Consider the following 17694-nt stretch of genomic DNA (forward strand, 5'->3'; position numbering starts at 1 on the left):
TGTATTCCATGTAGCTGCAGTAAACGTTAATACATTAGGGCTTGCTGTACCTTCTGCATTGTTTGTTGATGCAACATAAAACTACATTTTTAGAAATTTGGGTGTTTAAAACTACTGTGAATGTTCCGGTACCGCCATTTTCATTTATAGTTAAAGAAGTTGGAGTAACAGTAATTCCGGCAGAATCGTCATCTATAAATGTAACTTCAACCGTTTCCTGAAGCCCATCGTATGTATTATCTAATGTTTCTGTGTCGTTTACTTGAACAGTTATAACTGCTGTATCACCGTCTCTATCTAAGTTATCGTTTACTCCGGTAACTGTAACTGTTTGTGGTGTATTCCAATTACTTGGAGTAAATGTTAGTGATGAAATATTTACTGTGCCTTCTGATTCATTATTAGAAAAAACATCTACAACTACCAAATTAACCGGCTCAGTATCTAAAACTACATTAAATGTGCCGGTGCCCCCATTTTCATTTACAGATAATAAAGTAGGATCTACCGTAAGGCCCACTCCATCATCATCAGAAAAAGTTACCGTTACCGTTTTAGAAATACCCACAAAAGCACTACCGCTTGGTGCAGATGCTACAGAAACAGTTATAATTGTAGTATCTCCGTCTCTATCTATATTGTCGTTAACTCCTGTAACAGTAATTGTTTGTGGCGTGTTCCAATTACTTGGAGTAAACGTTATGTTTGAAGGTGAGACAGTCCCTTCTGATGGACTTCCTGATGAAACATTAACCACCACATTTCCGGTTGGTTGTGTATCTAAAACCACAGTAAATGTACCAGAACCACCATTTTCATTTAATGTAAAAGCTGTTCTGCTTAGCGTTATATCTGCCTCATCGTCATCTGTAAATGTGGCTGTAACCGATTCAGTAATATTGTCGTAGGCATTGTCTGTTGTTAAGGTGTTATTACTGTTTACTGTAATTATTGCAGTATCTCCTTCTCTATCTATACTGTCGTCTTGCCCTGTAACAGTTATGGTTTGAGGTGTGTTCCAATTAGCATTTGTAAAAGTAACCGACAAAGGTAATACGGTAGCTTCTGCAGTATTGCTAGATGCTATATCAAAAACCACATCGTTTAAAGGTTCCGTATTCAATAATATTGTAAAAGTGTCAGACCCTCCGTTTTCATCTATTGTAAGACTTAACGGATTAATAGTCACTCCGGCAACATCATTATCGTTAAAAGTAACTGTAACTGTTTGGTTAGCAAGCGAATCAAACTCATCATCCGAACTTGCATCTACAACTGCAATTGTAATTATTGTTGTGTCTCCAGCTCTTACAAAATTATCATCTACTCCTGTAACAGTTACAGATTGTGGAGTATCCCAGTTAGATGGAGTGAATGTTAATGTTGATGGTGATACCGTTCCTTCTGCTGTATCACTAGATTGTACTAAGAATACAACATTAGACACGGGTTGAGTATCTAAAACAACCGTGAATGAACCTGTACCATTGTTTTCATTAACAGTAAGACTGGTTGGTACAACTGTAAAACTTGCTTCATCATCATCTGTAAAAGTAACTGTTACATCTTCAGACTCCCCGTCAAAAGCATCATCTGATGTTGCATTCACCACAGAAACAGTTATGATTGCTGTATCATTTTCTCTGTCTATACTGTCATCTACTCCAGATACAATTACTGTTTGAGGGATGTTCCAATTACCCGAATTAAAACTCATAGTACTTACATCTACAGTACCTTCATTAGTGTCAGACGAAGTAATTGTTAGATTAACTGCAGAAAGGGGTTCGCTTGTTAAGGAAACCTGAAATGTATCACTTCCTCCATTTTCATTTATTGTTAATGTTGTTGGAACTAAATTTATTCCGGCATCATCATCATCGGTAAAGACAACGGCTACTGCAACCGATTGCCCATCAAAAGCGTCATCTGATGCAGCATCATCTACTGCTACTGTAATTGTAGCGCTGTCATCTTCACGATCAATATTGTCATTAACACCTGTTACTGTAACATCTTGAGGTGTATTCCAGTTACTCGGAGTAAATGTTATTGTTGATGGTGATACCGTACCTTCTGCCGTATCACTAGATTGTATAGTAAAGACAACATCAGAAATAGGCTGAGTATCTAAAACTACACTAAAAGTATCTGTCCCACCATTTTCTGCAATAGTAAGATTTGTAGGCGTTACTGTAATATCTGCTGCATCATCGTCTGCAAAAGTAACTGATACAACTTGGTTAGCAAGCGCATCAAAAGCATCATCTGAAGCCGCATCATTCACAGAAACAGTGATAGTTGTACTATCTCCGTCCCTATCTATATTATCATCAATCCCGGTAACAGTTACAGGCTGTGGTGCATTCCAATTAGCCGTTGTAAATGTTAATGTATTTGTAGAAATTGAACCTTCTGAGGGATTACTATTTGAAATTGAAAAAACAACATTAGTTTCCGGCTGTGCCGTTAATACTACCGTAAAAGTGCCTTGCCCGCCATTCTCACCAATTGTTAACGATGTTGGATTAACGGTATATCCGGCCGTATCGTTATCATTAAGCGTACCCGTGCCCTGTGGGGTGCTTATAGTTACGCCTACGCTTGCATTGCTTAAGTTGGTTACAAAAGTCTCTACACCTTCTACCAAACTATCATCGGTTGTAGTTATTGTAATGGTTTGCGTTTCTCCGCTGGTACCCGTAAAGGATAACTGTCCGCTATCCGAGGTGTAATCACTCCCTGCCGTGGCTGAACCATCGGCCGTTGCATAGTCTACCGTAAAACCACCCTGTACTGCTCCTGTTAAGGTTACCGTAAACACAACATTGCTGCCTTCGGTTACTGCCACAGGACTGTTTATCGCTATACTTGCCGTATCATTATCATTAAGCGTACCCGTGCCCTGTGGGGTGCTTATAGTTACGCCTACGCTTGCATTGCTTAAGTTGGTTACAAAAGTCTCTACACCTTCTACCAAACTATCATCGGTTGTAGTTATTGTAATGGTTTGCGTTTCTCCGCTGGTACCCGTAAAGGATAACTGTCCGCTATCCGAGGTGTAATCACTCCCTGCCGTGGCTGAACCATCGGCCGTTGCATAGTCTACCGTAAAACCACCCTGTACTGCTCCTGTTAAGGTTACCGTAAACACAACATTGCTGCCTTCGGTTACTGCCACAGGACTGTTTATCGCTATACTTGCCGTATCATTATCATTAAGCGTACCCGTGCCCTGTGGGGTGCTTATAGTTACGCCTACGCTTGCATTGCTTAAGTTGGTTACAAAAGTCTCTACACCTTCTACCAAACTATCATCGGTTGTAGTTATTGTAATGGTTTGCGTTTCTCCGCTGGTACCCGTAAAGGATAACTGTCCGCTATCCGAGGTGTAATCACTCCCTGCCGTGGCTGAACCATCGGCCGTTGCATAGTCTACCGTAAAACCACCCTGTACTGCTCCTGTTAAGGTTACCGTAAACACAACATTGCTGCCTTCGGTTACTGCCACAGGACTGTTTATCGCTATACTTGCCGTATCATTATCATTAAGCGTACCCGTGCCCTGTGGGGTGCTTATAGTTACGCCTACGCTTGCATTGCTTAAGTTGGTTACAAAAGTCTCTACACCTTCTACCAAACTATCATCGGTTGTAGTTATTGTAATGGTTTGCGTTTCTCCGCTGGTACCCGTAAAGGATAACTGTCCGCTATCCGAGGTGTAATCACTCCCTGCCGTGGCTGAACCATCGGCCGTTGCATAGTCTACCGTAAAACCACCCTGTACTGCTCCTGTTAAGGTTACCGTAAACACAACATTGCTGCCTTCGGTTACTGCCACAGGACTGTTTATCGCTATACTTGCCGTATCATTATCATTAAGCGTACCCGTGCCCTGTGGGGTGCTTATAGTTACGCCTACGCTTGCATTGCTTAAGTTGGTTACAAAAGTCTCTACACCTTCTACCAAACTATCATCGGTTGTAGTTATTGTAATGGTTTGCGTTTCTCCGCTGGTACCCGTAAAGGATAACTGTCCGCTATCCGAGGTGTAATCACTCCCTGCCGTGGCTGAACCATCGGCCGTTGCATAGTCTACCGTAAAACCACCCTGTACTGCTCCTGTTAAGGTTACCGTAAACACAACATTGCTGCCTTCGGTTACTGCCACAGGACTGTTTATCGCTATACTTGCCGTATCATTATCATTAAGCGTACCCGTGCCCTGTGGGGTGCTTATAGTTACGCCTACGCTTGCATTGCTTAAGTTGGTTACAAAAGTCTCTACACCTTCTACCAAACTATCATCGGTTGTAGTTATTGTAATGGTTTGCGTTTCTCCGCTGGTACCCGTAAAGGATAACTGTCCGCTATCCGAGGTGTAATCACTCCCTGCCGTGGCTGAACCATCGGCCGTTGCATAGTCTACCGTAAAACCACCCTGTACTGCTCCTGTTAAGGTTACCGTAAACACAACATTGCTGCCTTCGGTTACTGCCACAGGACTGTTTATCGCTATACTTGCCGTATCATTATCATTAAGCGTACCCGTGCCCTGTGGGGTGCTTATAGTTATACCTACGCTTGCATTGCTTAAGTTGGTTACAAAGGTCTCTACACCTTCTACCAAACTATCATCGGTTGTAGTTATTGTAATGGTTTGCGTTTCTCCGCTGGTACCCGTAAAGGATAACTGTCCGCTATCCGAGGTGTAATCACTCCCTGCCGTGGCTGAACCATCGGCCGTTGCATAGTCTACCGTAAAACCACCCTGTACTGCTCCTGCTAAGGTTACCGTAAACACAACATTGCTGCCTTCGGTTACTGCCACAGGACTGTTTATCGCTATACTTGCCGTATCGTCATTTGTTATGGTTCCTGTTCCGGAAGCATCAGATATGGTTACGGTTCCTGTTGGATTAGAAAGTGTAATGAGAAAGGTTTCGTTGGGTTCTAAAATTGTATCAACAGTTATAGGTACGTTAATAGTAAACGACTCATTAGCTATACCTGTGAAAGTTAGGGTTCCTGACACAGACGTATAGTCTGAACCAGCAATGGCTGTACCATCTGAAGAAGCATAATCTACGTCCCCAACAATAGCTAATACAGAACTAACTGTAAAAGTGATAGTTCCTGTGTCTTCGTTAACTTGGGGATCGTCTATAACTACTTGTGCTGAAATTTTAATTACTCCAATAAAAAGAATTAAAATTCCAAAAGTTAATTTCTTAAATATTTTATTCATCTATAAAAAATTATACCCGTAGGTAAAGTAGCTTTTGGGGTAAACAAAACGGCTATTAATTAGGGGGCTTAGAAATAGTTTGTTTTGAGATGGGAACATTTGGGTATTTAAAAATAGCAAAAACTTGATAATCAACTAATTTATTCTATGCGAATTTTATTCTCTTTACCGATTTTATACTTTATTTAAACGAAATGACTCTTGTTTAACCATTAAATAACAATAAGCTCAAAAGTGTTTTAACATTTTTTAACAGGCTATTTTTGGAGAGTTAACTCATTTTTTTATCATGTTATAAAAACAATTAAGTATGAAATTTATAACAGTATCTAGAACATCTAAGTTTGAAAAGTACTATCATAAAAAAATGGGAATGCTAAATGCCAGAGTGGTATATATAAAAAAGAAGTTTTTAAATATTCCTTTTAAAACTATACACAAATACAGAGAAACCTATTATGGCGAAATAAAATCAAGTGAAGAATGTATTTTAAGTAGGTAAGTTTGTTTAATGAAAAAAGGCTCAAGTTTTTGAGCCTTTTTTATTTTTAATTATCTATTGCATCTTCTACCTCTTCTTCTATTTCTTCTGTGCCGTCTTCTAATTCATCACCTACTTCCTCCACGGCCTCTTCTATTTTATCACTAGTATCTTTTTTTTCTCTACAACTAAAAGATACAACAGACAACGTGAAAAGTAATGCTAGTAATACTGGAATTCTTTTCATAATTAACTTTTTTGGTTAGTACTTTATTTTATGTACGATTTAAAATAAAATTCTGATTATGATTTAAAAAAAATTAACTTTTTTTAACAAATAAAGCCCTGAAAAATCAGGGCTTTAAAATATTGTAGCCTATTCTTTATTTAAACTTCGGCTGAACTTACTTGTGCTTCTCTGTGGATTTTTTTAACCAATCCTTGAAGCACTTTTCCAGGGCCTACTTCTATAAAGTTTGTAGCACCATCTGATACCATTTGCTGAACAGATTGAGTCCATTTAACCGGTGCAGTTAATTGCGCAATTAAGTTATTTTTAATTTCATCCGGATTGGTTACTGCCGTAGTAGTAACATTTTGGTATATTGGGCACGTAGGTGTGCTAAATTTAGTTTGCTCTATTGCTTGTGCTAACTCTTCGCGAGCAGGCTCCATAAGTGGAGAGTGGAAAGCTCCACCAACAGGTAAAACCAAAGCTCTTCTGGCACCTTTTTCTTTAAGTACTTCACAGGCTTTATTAATGGCTTCTACCTCTCCCGAAATAACCAGCTGCCCAGGGCAATTATAGTTAGCAGGTACTACTACCCCTTCTATACTGTTACAAACTTGCTCTACAACCTCATCGTCTAATCCTAAAACAGCAGCCATGGTGCTTGGTTTGATTTCGCAAGCTTTTTGCATGGCTAATGCTCTTTTATACACTAATTGTAGTCCGTCTTCAAAATTTAATGTTCCGTTAGCAACCAAGGCAGAGAATTCACCTAATGAATGACCGGCAACCATGTCTGGTTTAAAAGCCTTGCCCATTACTTTGCTTAAAATAACAGAATGTAAAAATATAGCCGGCTGGGTTACCTTTGTTTGCTTAAGATCTTCTGCAGAACCTTCAAACATAATGTCTGTAATGGCAAATCCTAAAATTTGGTTTGCGTTTTCAAACAGCTCTTGAGCTACCGGAAATTTTTCGTAAAGGTCTAAGCCCATTCCTGTATATTGAGCTCCTTGACCGGGAAAAACATATGCGTTCATATATTGCGTTTTGTTTGCGCAAAAATAACAATTATTAATTGCTTTTAGGAAAGTTTTGTGTTAGGGATTGAAGCAAGCTACCGTGTAGCGCGTAAAGCCCGACGGCTTTGCCGGAACACCCTAATCTTTAAACCAGCTTGAATACAACACGTAGTTGTTTGCGATACGGTTTATTTCTCCTTCGGTTAGTTCTTTACTTATATCTTTAAGTTTTTTTGCCGGAACTCCACCAAAAATAGTACCGGAAGGAATATGCGTATTTTGAGGTACAACAGCACCTGCAGCTATGATTGAGTTTGATTCTACTACACAATTATCCATAACGATTGCGCCCATACCTATTAACACATTATCATGAATGGTACACCCGTGCACTATTGCATTATGTCCTATAGAAACGTTGTTGCCTATGGTTGTAGGTGCTTTTTGGTATGTGCCATGTATAACTGCACCATCTTGCACGTTTACTTTGTTTCCCATTTTTATATAGTGTACATCTCCTCTCACTACGGCATTAAACCATATGCTGCACTGATTGCCCATTATAACATCTCCTACAACGGTTGCATTATCTGCAATAAAACAATCTTCACCAAATTGTGGTTCTTTACCATTTACTTTTTTAATAATCATCTGTATAAAGTATTAAAAAAAGTTGATGGTGCAATGTAGCAAAAAATAGGCTATACTTGTGGTAAGATAAATTAGTAATTAACAGCCGGGCATTTACAATCGTAACGTTTTTCCGGTTGAAGAAAATCGTACCCTATTGTTATTTGATGAAAGCCCCCGTCATCAAACCTTATATCTCCTGTTTGATATGAATAGGTGTAGGCAAACATGAAGTTTTTTACGTTTACGCCTAAAATGGGTGTAAATAATTGTAGTTCGTTTAATTCTGGTGGACCATCGAAGCTTCTTCTGTACGATAAACCACCCCAAACTTTACCAAAAGCTACGTCTCTGTAAACTTTAATATTGAAATCTGCTGCTTTTTCTTCGGTAAATTCTGTTAGCTGAAATAAAATTGAAGGCTCTATTTGCCATTCTTGCCTACCAAAAACGTATCCTACAGAAGCTAAATATCTTCTTAAATTATCAAATTCTTGTGCAGTGTATAAATCTCTACCACTACCTAATAGGTTTTTAACTGTAAGATGTGCGTAAAATTCTAAGAAATGGTACGATACTCCTAAATCTACATTGAAATAGCTAACGGTATTATCTGCCCCGGATATTGCTGCATCGGGTATGATAGAAATAAAATCTGATTCGTCTAAACTACTTTGTATCATTCCGGCGCTTAACCCAAAAGATAGTTGGTTTAAGGCACGTTCATCTGAAAACATTAAATGATGTGCATAGGTTAGTTTAAAGCCGGCTTGTGAGTGATACCCATTTCTGTCGTTAAACAGTATAATTCCTGCACCACTTCTATCGTTAATGCGCATGTGCCCGTTTAATGTTTGTAAACTGGGAGCTCTATCTACATCAAACCATTGTTTTCTGGCTGTAAGCCTAATTTTACCCCCTCTGCCGGCACCTGCCATTGCCGGATGTATTAGGTAATAATTATCAGACAGATAATCAAAATACACCGGAAGTCCTTCTTGCGAAAAACTAAAGTTGGAGACAAGTAGGGAGAACAGGGCTGCAATTTTAAACTTGGTCATAAATTATCGTTTAAGGGTAAAATGCCCCTTAATTTCTTTTTTAACATTATCTTCTGTATACACTATACTAAACCAGTAATCACTGGATGGTAAGCTTATACCATTAAACGTTCCATCCCAGCCTTTAGTATGCTTTGTTAGTTGTTTTAATAGTTTTCCAAACTTGTCAAATATATAAACAATAGCGTCGTCCGGAACATCTAACCCTTTAAAAATATCCCAATAATCATTTACACCGTCTCCATTTGGTGTAAAAAACCTCTGAAAATCTATTACCATTACAGTTATAGATTGGCTACTGCACCCTTGAGTATCTGATACAGTAACAACGTGCTCTCCCGGTGGAACATTAGTAAAAATTCCTGACTCTTGAGGAGCGCCTCCGTTTAAAGAAAACACATAAGACCCATTACCTGTAACTGTTGCTTCTATTACTTGACTACCTGAAAATGCTTTTGATGTAACGACTGCATTAAAATCTTGTGCCGGATATGCAGGTATAATTTCTGTAGTGAATGTTTTTTTGCATAAAGAAACATTATCTATTACCCTAACAGTGTAGTGACCGGTTATAGAAGTTTGATAGGTGCTTTCAGTAGCTCCAACAATTAAATTATTAGCATTTACTTGCGTTCCGTTATACCACTCAAAAGTATAATCTGCATTTTGTAAACCGGTATCTAAAACTGTATTCCCGGAAATTGGCATATTATATTCGTCTAAACACACAAAATATTGCTCTTGCAAAGTAGCTTTTGGAGGTAAGTTTACTTGCAATTGTAATGGCAAAATGTAAAAGCAATTTGTTGTCTGTGCTTCTGCTCTAACATAAATTGTTTCTGAAAATGCTGTTGTATTAGTATAACTTACAGAGTTAATTATTTGTTTAGAGCTGTCGTTTTCTGCTGCTCCATCTCTGGTTGTAAAGTATGATAGCGCAACATTGTTTTGTCCATTTATAATTTCATTTTCTTTGCTGGTTAAATCAAACATAGCGATACCATCAAAATCTGAATCACAAACTACAAGTGAACTTGGCGAAAAGTTTATTCTTGGGAATGTAGCCACTCGTAATGTAATATTGGTATAACTTTTACAACCATACTCAGAAGTTGCTTCTACAATTAGGGTTTGAGGGTTTGTTTTGTTCTGATAGTTGGTAGTGTTAGCTATTGGTGTTTGTGCAGTTACATCGGCTGCCGACTCGTAGAAAGCTATAGTAACCGAACTGTCTGAAGTGAGATCTGACGTTACATCAGATAAATCAAACCATTCTTTACCATCAGAATCTGCTTCACATTGCACAATTTCAGGTAATGTAGCAAGTGTGGGTCCTCCGGTATATTCTATAATTATTTCGTCTGATCCTTGACAACCATTACCCAGTGTAAAGTTTACCTGGTATATACCCGGTTGAGTAACTGTTAACGTGCTTGCTGTTTCGCTTGGTAGTACAATACCGTTTCTTTTCCATTCATATGTCCCTGAGCTATCTGTTCCGGTGTCTAAAACCAAGGTTTCACCGTTACACAATGGGTTCCCGTTAGCTATTGTTCTATCTTCTCCTAAGCTGCCTGTGATGTTAAAACTACCTGCAGCAAGAAAAACAGCAGAATCAAAATTCCAATCAATATCATCTGCTATAACTAATTTTATGGTATAAGTTTCTCCCGGGATTACCTCTGCACTTGCAGTTAACGGTACAGTTTGTCCGTTATAATTAGTTGCTGATAAAATAGGGTCGTTATACGTATCAAAATATTCTTCGTTTATAGGCTCTTGGCAATCTCCTTCTGTTAAAGCACCGTGAACTGTAGTTACTTTTATTGGTGTATTTGTTCCCGGAATTACGGCTAAATTTCTAGAAACCCCGTGAGAATCAGTCAATATAAATGCAAATACATCTGAAAATTTACATTGAAAATTGGGCATATACTCTTCTGAAGCAAAAATAAAATCAAAGCTCATTGTATTTGCCAACGGGACAAAGTCAAACTGTATGTACGAAGCATTAAAAGTGCTTGTTGTACCTGTAATAGTTTGCAAATCTGTATCGCCTGCCCAAGCAGCATTTCCTGAGCTTAAATCTGTTTCGTTAGGTCCTATAGCATCTATTGCTTTTCCGGTACTTAAAACAATACCACTCTCAAAGGGAAAATCGGCGCTATTTCTTTCAAAATAACCTATCCCGTTGAACCCTTGCGCTGTACCGGTAAAACTACTGTAATTAGATGTTTGTGCGCATGTAGAATTAACCAAAACCTGCTCTACCAACTGTTGTACAGAATGTGTATTGTCGGTTACAGTTATTTGCGCTTTGAGGTTAAAAAAAGCACATAGCAATATGAAGAGAAAGTAGTTTTTTCTCATGGTTTTGATTAAAGGGCATATCAAATATAGAAATTACATCGGTTTTGTTTCGTATTTTTGCGAAAAATTCGATAAATGGACACCCTTACAATTTCTATAAAAGCTACTCAAAACCCGACAATTATTAAGTTTGAAGCTAATAAATTTCTTACAAAACAAAGCTACGAATATAAAAATATTGACGAAGCTAAAAACTCTCCTTTAGCACAACAATTGTTTTATTTACCCTTTGTTAAAACCGTTTTTATTTCGGGAAATTTTATAGCCATAGAGCGCTATAATATTGTAGAGTGGCCAGATGTGCAAGATGAAGTAGCTCAACAAATACAAGCCTATTTAAATGCCGGAAAACCTATAATTTTAGAAGAAACTGCTAAAAAACAAACTCCTATAACTGTGTATGCAGAGAGTACACCTAACCCAACAGTTATGAAGTTTGTAGTGAACAAAAAGATTGTTCCGCAAGTTTTTGAATTTAAAAATATTGAAGAAGCCAAACATTCTCCTTTGGCGCAATCTCTTTTTCATTTTCCATTTGTAAAAGAGGTTTTTATAGACGAAAACTACTTGTCTATTACTAAATATGATATAGTTGAGTGGACCGATGTTACAATGGAGCTCAGAGAACATATTAGAGCCTTTTTAGCAGATGGAAAAGAAGTTGTAACAGAAGCTATCTACTCTAACCAGACTAAAACAGAGCAACTTAATTCATCTACAGAACCACAAGATGAAACCTCTAAAGAGATTATTGCTATTTTAGATGAGTATGTAAAACCGGCTGTTGCCAGCGATGGTGGTAACATTATGTTTAAATCGTACAATCAAGAAACTAAAACTGTAGAAGTAGTATTACAAGGGGCTTGTAGTGGTTGTCCATCATCTACCATTACATTAAAAAACGGTATAGAAACCATGCTTAAAAACATGATGGGAAATAAGATTTCTGAAGTAGTTGCTATTAACGGTTAAATAGCTATTAAGTTTACCGCGATATATTTTTAAAACTGCAATAAAAAAAGTAAATTTAACTGTAACCAAAAATATATCGTTATGGCCGTTTTAAAAGTAATAGAAATCTTAGCAAATTCTAAGGAAAGTTGGGAAGATGCTACAAAAAAAGCAGTAAAAGAAGCATCAAAGACCATAAAAAATATTCGTTCTGCTTATGTTAACGAACAAAGCGTTACCGTAAGCAATGGAGAAATAGACGAGTATAGAGTTAATGTAAAAATTACATTTGAAGTAGATTAATTTAACCCTTTAAAAATACTTAGCACCCTTTGTGAGGGTGCTTTTTTATTACAAATATGAACATCTTAAAAATTACTGCCTCTATTATCTTATTAATTTTATTTTTTAGTTGTAACACTGAAATGAAGCACAAATACACCAACAAACTGGTAAACGAAACCAGCCCATATTTACTTCAACATGCCCATAACCCTGTTAATTGGCAACCTTGGGGGAAAGATGCTTTAGAACAAGCAAAAAAAGAAAATAAACCCATTATAGTAAGTATTGGTTATGCTGCATGCCATTGGTGTCATGTAATGGAAAAAGAAAGTTTTGAAGATGAAGAAGTAGCTGCTTTTATGAACAAGCATTTTGTTTGCATAAAAGTAGATAGAGAAGAACGCCCGGACATTGACCAAGTTTATATGAATGCTGTACAGCTTATGACAGGTTCTGGAGGGTGGCCATTAAATGTTGTAACATTACCAGACGGAAGACCTTTTTGGGGCGGCACTTACTTTAAAAAAGAAGATTGGTTAAATGTATTAAAAGAGCTCCAAAAAGTTTATACAGAAAACCCCGAAAAAGTATTGGAATATGCAACTAATCTTGAAAAAGGAATTAAGCAGTTAGACATGGTTGCTGTAAACCCCAACAAACCCTCATTTACCAAACAAGAAATAGATAGTGCTCTTACAAAATGGCAATCTCGTTTAGATACCGTGTATGGTGGTACTAAAGGTGCTCCAAAATTTATGATGCCTTCTAACTATAGTTTTCTACTTCGTTATGCATACCAAACTCAAGATAGTGCTTTGTTAAATCATGTAAACCTAACGCTTACCAAAATGGCTAATGGCGGTATTTACGATCAGATAGGTGGTGGTTTTGCCAGATATTCTGTTGATAACCGATGGCACATTCCGCATTTTGAAAAAATGCTTTACGACAATGCATTATTGGTTTCATTGTATGCTAATGCCTACTCGTTAACCAAAAACACACTTTATAAACAAATAGTTACAGAAACACTTTCTTTTGTAGAAACCGAACTTACAAACCCAGACGGAGCATTCTATTCTTCTTTAGATGCCGATAGTGAGATTGCCAGTGGCGAACTTCATGAAGGGGCATATTATGTATGGAATCAAAATGAGCTAAAAACATTATTAAAAGATGATTTTCAGATTTTTATATCTTACTATAACATAAACGATTTCGGTATTTGGGAGCACGGTAATTATGTACTTATTAAAACTAAACCCGATACTGAAATTGCCTCAGAATTTAACATCACAGTAAATCAACTTAACAATAAAGTGGCTTCCTGGAAAAAAACTCTTTTGCAAGCCAGAGAGAAAAGAGCAAAACCCAGGTTAGACGATAAATCACTAACCTCATGGAATGCTCTAATGCTCAAGGCTTATACAGATGCCTACAAAGTATTTGAATCAAAAAAACACCTTGATATTGCATTAAAAAACGCAGAATTTATTGTTAAGCACCAATTAAAATCAGATGGCGGATTGTATCATTCCTATAAAAACGGTAAAAGTACCATTAACGGTTATTTAGAAGATTATGCTGCTGTTATAGATGCTTTTATTAGCTTATATGAAATAACATTAGACCCAAAATGGCTAAACCATGCAAGAGATTTAACAAACTATACTTTTGATCATTTTTTTGATGACAGAACACACCTTTTTTATTTTACTTCTGATGAAGATGATGCTTTAGTAAGCAGAAGCATAGAGAAGTTAGATAATGTTATTCCTTCATCAAACTCTATAATGGCAAACAATCTTTTTAAACTCAGTCATTTTTTTGGAAACGAATCATATTTAAAAACCTCCGAAAAAATGATTAACAATATGAAGAATGATATTTTATCATTCCCTTCAAGTCACAGTAACTGGTTATTTGCCATGAGTAATTTTATAGGTAGTTTCTATGAGATTGCTGTGGTGGGCTCAAATGCAAAAAAGTTAGTTAAAGAACTAAACAAAAAGTACATACCTAACAAACTAATTGTGGGTAGCACCACCCCATCTAAAATGTACTTACTAGACAACAAATACGTAGAAAACCAAACTCTAATTTATGTTTGTGTAAATAATACTTGTAAGCTTCCCGTAAGTACTGTACAAGAAGCTATAAAACAAATAAACACTAAGCTATGAGTACAATTATAACTGTTTTGATTATAATGATTGCTCTTTTGCACTTATATTTTTTAGTGCTCGAAATGTTTTTATGGAACACTCCAAAAGGTATTAAAACATTTAGCTTATCTTCTAAAGAATATGCTGATAGCACTAAGGTTTTAGCTGCAAATCAAGGGCTTTACAATGGTTTTTTAGCTGCTGGATTACTATGGAGTTTGTTTATTAAAAATCATGAGTGGTCTTTAAATATTTCACTTTTTTTCTTGTTATGCGTTAGCGTTGCCGGTATTTATGGAAGCATATCTACTAAAAAAAGTAAAATTTTTTATATTCAAGCGTTACCTGCTATTATAACCATAATACTAACCTTAATTTAAAAACAAAGATTATTTATGGATACTGTAATTGACAACATTACAAATGCTGTTAAACTTTACGGAACAAATGTACTTGCCGCAACCATAATTTTAGTATTAGGATTAATTATTATTGCTAACACTTTAAACGTAACCAAAAAGGTTTTAGAGAAAAAAAATATAGAACCTACCTTAAGTAAGTTTTTAATTAATCTACTTAACTGGTCATTAAAAATTTTACTCTTTATAATGGTTGCAGCCAAGTTAGGAATTGAAACTACTTCATTTGCAGCCATAATTGCTGCTGCCGGATTAGCTATAGGAATGGCCTTGCAAGGTTCTTTGTCTAATTTTGCCGGAGGGGTGCTTATTTTAGTTTTAAAACCCTTTAAGGTTGGCGATTTTATTGAAGCGCAAAGTAGTAGCGGTACCGTTAAAGAAATCGGAATTTTTAATACTGTACTCACAACGGCTTCTAATGAGTTAATTATTATACCAAACGGAAAACTATCTAATGATAGGGTTATAAACTACAGCTCTGAGCCTACCAGAAGAGACAATATTGTTATTGGTATTGGGTATGATTCTGACTTGAAAAAGGCTAAAGATATTTTAATACAACTTGCCACTTCTAACCCTAAAGTTTTAAAAGATCCCGCACCGCAAGTTGTAGTTAGTGAGTTAGCAGATAGTTCGGTTAATTTATCGTTGCGATTTTGGGCTAAAAATGAAGATTTTTGGAGTTGTCATTTTGAGATTTTAGAACAAATAAAAACCGAATTTGATGCAAATAACATAGAAATCCCGTACCCACATCAAGTTGCAATTAAAAAATAAAAAAGGCGAGCAATGCTCGCCTTTTTACTTTTATATCAATTATTTTTTGGATTTATTGGCAACAAAATCTTTTAAATAATACGGTTCAAAATAAGCCACATCTTCAAATTGTTGTGCTAAAAATTTAGCTTGTGCTAATTGCCCCATTTCTTGAGCAGACGGATAGCTATTACTTTCAAAAAAAATCGCGTTTTCATGCTGTATAACTGTTTGTGCTTTATCAATACAATTACCAATAAAATGCACTTTATCTTTGGTTAAATACTCATTGAAAGAGTTTTCGGTTAAGACTTCTGCCCAAGTATCTTTTATCATTTCTTTGTTGCTGCTAAAAACAGCTGTGTAAACTTCTAATCTTCTAGCATCAAGCATTGGTATTATATAACCACTTTCTGCTGTTAGCTTTTGAGCTAACAACGTTAAGGTTGGTATAGCTATTAAAGGTATTTCTAAACCATAACAGAGTCCTTTAGCTGCAGACACTCCTATACGTAAACCTGTGTAAGAGCCGGGGCCTTTACTTATAGCAACAGCATCTAAATCATTTAACGCTAAAGAAGCGCTATTGAGCGCTTCTTGTATAAATATGTGTAAGTTTTCTGAATGCGAATATCCTTTTTCGTTTTGCTCTACTAAAGCAATTATTTCTCCGTTTCTTGCAACACTAACAGAGCAGTTAGTTGTTGCTGTTTCTAGGCAAAGAATATGAGTCATACTGCAATTTTAAAGCTCATCAATCGGAATACCAAAATAAAATTCTAAAACTTTTAATTTAAATATATAATCGTATTTAGCTCTGATTACTTCTGCTTGAGCATTATCTAATCTTGCTTGAGCCTGGCTAAAATCAAAAGAATTCATTAACCCAACATCAAAACGATCTTTGGCATAATCATACGCCACTTTTCTGGCTTCGAGTGTTTTTACAGCAGCTTCGTATGCTTGCATAGCAGCACGAGTATCATTCCATGCTTGATTAATGGTGTTTTCTAAATCTAACTTATCTTGCTGAAATTGCAACTCGGCTCTTTGTAAAGCAACTTGGCTTCTTTTTACAGAGTTTTTAGCTGCAAACCCATTTAAAACCGGTATGTTTAATTGCAACCCGTAACTAATACCATCGTAGGTATAAAGCTGATCTATAAAATCTCTCGGATCGTTATCTACGTAACGCGTATTATAGTTAAAAAATGCCCCAAGTGTAGGCAGTAACCCTCCTTTAGCAATAGCTAAATCTTTTTTAGCCAATGCTACATTGGTTTCAGATAACTGAATATCGTTTCTAAAAGTAAGTGCTTTATTAAAAATGGCTTTCGGACTATTATTTAAAATATCTGATTCTGGCATTAAATAATCATAATCTGCAACATCAAAACTCTCATAATCTTCTAAAAGTAAAAGCTGTGCTAACGATATTTTAGCCAAACGTAAGCCATTTTCGGCATTAATAATTTGCTGCTGTTGCGTAGCGGCTGTAGCTTCAATCTCAAGCAAATCTCCTTTAGGAACAACACCGGCATCAACCAACTCTTTAGTACGCTTTAGGTCTTGTTCTGTTACGGCGTATTGCGCTTTGGCAACTTTTAAATTCTCTCTGTTAAATAATATTTGCAGGTATGAATTAGCAACAAACAACGCAATATCATCTTTCATATCGTCTAATTGATATTGTGCTGCCAATTTGGCCAATTTAGCACGCTGTAATTGCTTAAAGTTTCTAAGTCCGTCAAACAAAGTTAAATTTGCAGATATGCTTCCGGAAACTGATGTTTGAATTTGATTTTCTAACACTCCGGTGGTAGCATTAACGCTTAAACCGGTACTAGTTGTAACTCCTGATCTGGCATTTAGTGATGGAATAAAATTTCCAATTGCATCTAACTTATCTATATTGGCATTTTCTAGATTAAGATAAGACTGTTTTATAGATATGTTATTTTCTAGTGCATAATCTACACACTCTCTTAATGTCCATTTTTTTGTCTGAGAAAAACCAACAAAACAGATTGAAAGTGTAAGTATTGCAAAAATTTTATGTTTCATAATGAATACGCTT

14 protein-coding genes are annotated in these 17694 nt (G+C 36.4%); 6 read left to right on the forward strand and 8 right to left on the reverse strand.

The genetic code is table 11. The features are described from left to right. Nucleotides 1–34: 34 nt before the first annotated feature. Nucleotides 35–5248 (reverse strand): beta strand repeat-containing protein, encoded by a 5214-nt coding sequence (locus ACZ5CF_RS00995; RefSeq protein ID WP_464579773.1) that lies wholly within the window; start codon nt 5246–5248, stop codon nt 35–37. Between the two features lie 310 nt (nt 5249–5558). Here ACZ5CF_RS00995 and ACZ5CF_RS01000 point away from each other — a divergent pair, with 310 nt between their 5' ends. Next, nucleotides 5559–5750: a hypothetical protein gene (locus ACZ5CF_RS01000; RefSeq protein WP_464579774.1), complete on the forward strand. Its 192-nt coding sequence runs from the start codon at nt 5559–5561 to the stop codon at nt 5748–5750. 46 nt (nt 5751–5796) lie between these two features. Here ACZ5CF_RS01000 and ACZ5CF_RS01005 read toward each other — a convergent pair whose 3' ends face one another. From ACZ5CF_RS01005 to ACZ5CF_RS01025, 5 genes are all read right to left on the reverse strand, one after another. Then, nucleotides 5797–5976: a hypothetical protein gene (locus ACZ5CF_RS01005; RefSeq protein WP_464579776.1), complete on the reverse strand. Its 180-nt coding sequence runs from the start codon at nt 5974–5976 to the stop codon at nt 5797–5799. A 140-nt stretch (nt 5977–6116) separates the two neighbouring features. Continuing rightward, nucleotides 6117–6998 (reverse strand): ACP S-malonyltransferase, encoded by an 882-nt coding sequence (fabD, locus tag ACZ5CF_RS01010; RefSeq protein WP_464579777.1) that lies wholly within the window; start codon nt 6996–6998, stop codon nt 6117–6119. Between the two features lie 120 nt (nt 6999–7118). Continuing rightward, nucleotides 7119–7631 carry a gamma carbonic anhydrase family protein gene (locus ACZ5CF_RS01015; protein WP_464579778.1) on the reverse strand — a complete coding sequence of 171 codons (513 nt, stop codon included), beginning with the start codon at nt 7629–7631 and terminating at the stop codon, nt 7119–7121. Nucleotides 7632–7702: 71 nt separating this feature from the next. Beyond that, nucleotides 7703–8671: a PorP/SprF family type IX secretion system membrane protein gene (locus tag ACZ5CF_RS01020; RefSeq protein WP_464579780.1), complete on the reverse strand. Its 969-nt coding sequence runs from the start codon at nt 8669–8671 to the stop codon at nt 7703–7705. Between the two features lie 3 nt (nt 8672–8674). After that, nucleotides 8675–11041, reverse strand: a complete 2367-nt coding sequence (locus tag ACZ5CF_RS01025; RefSeq protein WP_464579781.1) for a choice-of-anchor L domain-containing protein — start codon at nt 11039–11041, stop codon at nt 8675–8677. A gap of 75 nt (nt 11042–11116) precedes the next feature. Between ACZ5CF_RS01025 and ACZ5CF_RS01030 the strand changes: the two genes are divergently transcribed. The 5 genes from ACZ5CF_RS01030 to ACZ5CF_RS01050 all read left to right on the forward strand — a co-directional run bounded on the left by ACZ5CF_RS01030 (nt 11117) and on the right by ACZ5CF_RS01050 (nt 15638). Continuing rightward, entirely contained in the window at nt 11117–12013 is an 897-nt protein-coding gene (locus ACZ5CF_RS01030) for a NifU family protein (RefSeq protein ID WP_464579783.1), read from the forward strand. 81 nt (nt 12014–12094) lie between these two features. After that, entirely contained in the window at nt 12095–12295 is a 201-nt protein-coding gene (locus ACZ5CF_RS01035) for a dodecin family protein (protein ID WP_464579784.1), read from the forward strand. Nucleotides 12296–12417: 122 nt separating this feature from the next. Beyond that, complete coding sequence (locus ACZ5CF_RS01040) at nt 12418–14460, forward strand: thioredoxin domain-containing protein (protein ID WP_464579785.1); 2043 nt, start codon at nt 12418–12420, stop codon at nt 14458–14460. After that, on the forward strand, nt 14457–14822 hold the full coding sequence (locus ACZ5CF_RS01045; protein ID WP_464579787.1) for a DUF1304 domain-containing protein: 366 nt from the start codon (nt 14457–14459) through the stop codon (nt 14820–14822). The genes ACZ5CF_RS01040 and ACZ5CF_RS01045 overlap by 4 nt, the downstream gene beginning before the upstream one ends. A gap of 15 nt (nt 14823–14837) precedes the next feature. Next, entirely contained in the window at nt 14838–15638 is an 801-nt protein-coding gene (locus ACZ5CF_RS01050; protein WP_464579788.1) for a mechanosensitive ion channel family protein, read from the forward strand. A 39-nt stretch (nt 15639–15677) separates the two neighbouring features. Here ACZ5CF_RS01050 and tsaB read toward each other — a convergent pair whose 3' ends face one another. Together tsaB and ACZ5CF_RS01060 are read right to left on the reverse strand one after the other, a co-directional pair. Continuing rightward, nucleotides 15678–16352 (reverse strand): tRNA (adenosine(37)-N6)-threonylcarbamoyltransferase complex dimerization subunit type 1 TsaB, encoded by a 675-nt coding sequence (gene tsaB, locus ACZ5CF_RS01055; RefSeq protein WP_464579789.1) that lies wholly within the window; start codon nt 16350–16352, stop codon nt 15678–15680. 9 nt (nt 16353–16361) lie between these two features. Beyond that, nucleotides 16362–17681: a TolC family protein gene (locus ACZ5CF_RS01060; protein WP_464579791.1), complete on the reverse strand. Its 1320-nt coding sequence runs from the start codon at nt 17679–17681 to the stop codon at nt 16362–16364. Nucleotides 17682–17694: the final 13 nt, after the last annotated feature.

The sequence above is a fragment of the Lutaonella thermophila genome (genome assembly GCF_055387725.1).

Bases quoted from the DNA above. Each gene is read 5' to 3' on its own strand.
- ACZ5CF_RS01050 (WP_464579788.1), top strand. From the start codon at position 14,838: ATGGATACTGTAATTGACAACATTACAAATGCTGTTAAACTTTACGGA.
- tsaB (WP_464579789.1), bottom strand. From the start codon at position 16,352: ATGACTCATATTCTTTGCCTAGAAACAGCAACAACTAACTGCTCTGTT.
- ACZ5CF_RS01060 (WP_464579791.1), bottom strand. From the start codon at position 17,681: ATGAAACATAAAATTTTTGCAATACTTACACTTTCAATCTGTTTTGTT.
- ACZ5CF_RS01000 (WP_464579774.1), top strand. From the start codon at position 5,559: ATGAAATTTATAACAGTATCTAGAACATCTAAGTTTGAAAAGTACTAT.
- ACZ5CF_RS01035 (WP_464579784.1), top strand. From the start codon at position 12,095: ATGGCCGTTTTAAAAGTAATAGAAATCTTAGCAAATTCTAAGGAAAGT.
- ACZ5CF_RS01015 (WP_464579778.1), bottom strand. From the start codon at position 7,631: ATGATTATTAAAAAAGTAAATGGTAAAGAACCACAATTTGGTGAAGAT.
- ACZ5CF_RS01025 (WP_464579781.1), bottom strand. From the start codon at position 11,041: ATGAGAAAAAACTACTTTCTCTTCATATTGCTATGTGCTTTTTTTAAC.
- ACZ5CF_RS01020 (WP_464579780.1), bottom strand. From the start codon at position 8,671: ATGACCAAGTTTAAAATTGCAGCCCTGTTCTCCCTACTTGTCTCCAAC.
- ACZ5CF_RS01005 (WP_464579776.1), bottom strand. From the start codon at position 5,976: ATGAAAAGAATTCCAGTATTACTAGCATTACTTTTCACGTTGTCTGTT.
- ACZ5CF_RS00995 (WP_464579773.1), bottom strand. From the start codon at position 5,248: ATGAATAAAATATTTAAGAAATTAACTTTTGGAATTTTAATTCTTTTT.
- ACZ5CF_RS01045 (WP_464579787.1), top strand. From the start codon at position 14,457: ATGAGTACAATTATAACTGTTTTGATTATAATGATTGCTCTTTTGCAC.
- fabD (WP_464579777.1), bottom strand. From the start codon at position 6,998: ATGAACGCATATGTTTTTCCCGGTCAAGGAGCTCAATATACAGGAATG.
- ACZ5CF_RS01040 (WP_464579785.1), top strand. From the start codon at position 12,418: ATGAAGCACAAATACACCAACAAACTGGTAAACGAAACCAGCCCATAT.
- ACZ5CF_RS01030 (WP_464579783.1), top strand. From the start codon at position 11,117: ATGGACACCCTTACAATTTCTATAAAAGCTACTCAAAACCCGACAATT.